Source organism: Stenotrophomonas maltophilia group sp. RNC7 (genome assembly GCF_030910085.1).
In the GTDB taxonomy this organism is placed as follows: domain Bacteria; phylum Pseudomonadota; class Gammaproteobacteria; order Xanthomonadales; family Xanthomonadaceae; genus Stenotrophomonas; species Stenotrophomonas sepilia.
The window spans coordinates 1-815 of the sequence record NZ_JAVFVN010000294.1; the positions used below are offsets into that span (position 1 = coordinate 1).

At 27.1% G+C, this 815-nt stretch carries 1 protein-coding gene; it reads left to right on the forward strand.

The features are described from left to right. The coding region (locus RCF13_RS04565; RefSeq protein WP_308140902.1) for a hypothetical protein at positions 1–815 on the forward strand (815 nt) is incomplete at both ends.

The following is an 815-nucleotide window of genomic DNA, read 5'->3' on the forward strand; positions in this document are numbered from 1 at the left end:
TTTATAAATATCTATGAACGTTGTTTAGAGGAAATGGATACTATTATTAATACTTTAAAATGCCTAGAAATTGACCGCGAAGTTGAAGAATTAAGAATAGGACGTTCAGAAGATTTAAATATGGTTTCAAAATATAAACAGGAACTTAAAAATAACGATATTAAGCTAGCTTTGATTAGAAATAAAATAAACAAATTAGAAAGTAAAGTGTCGGAAAAAAAAGAATCAATAGTGGAGCAATTAGTAAGACAAGTACAAGGACATTTAGTGAATGGCGAAATTGGTAATATTTGTCCAGTCTGTGGTGTAACTTTTGAATCGAGCGAAATATTAAAAGAATCAGTTTTGAGAAAAATTGATGAATTTGGTAAAAATTTAACTGAATTGGAAAAGCAATTGTTGAATTTAAAAGCTGAGGAAAGCAGCTGTATGGAGGAAATACGCTTAACTACTCTTAAGATGAGTAATTTGGAAAGTGAAATTAATGCTAAAATAAGAAAAGAATCAACTTTAAGTATTGAAAAAGAGAAAATAATGGGAAGCGATTCAAATATAAGTATTTATATAGAGGATAAGAATATATCTTTAACTAAAGAAGAAAAATTAACTTTTTTATCAAATTATAAAGTTGCCTTTGAACTATTAAAATCAATACAAGAAATAGAGGACAATATAAGTAAAAGCAGAGCTAATATAACATTAAAAGAAACATTGTTAAATACATTGAGATCGGAATCGAAGCAGTGGAGCAAATATTTAGATTTAGATGAAATTGAAATTGATCTGCAAATTCAAAAAAACGATGCTTATCTGAC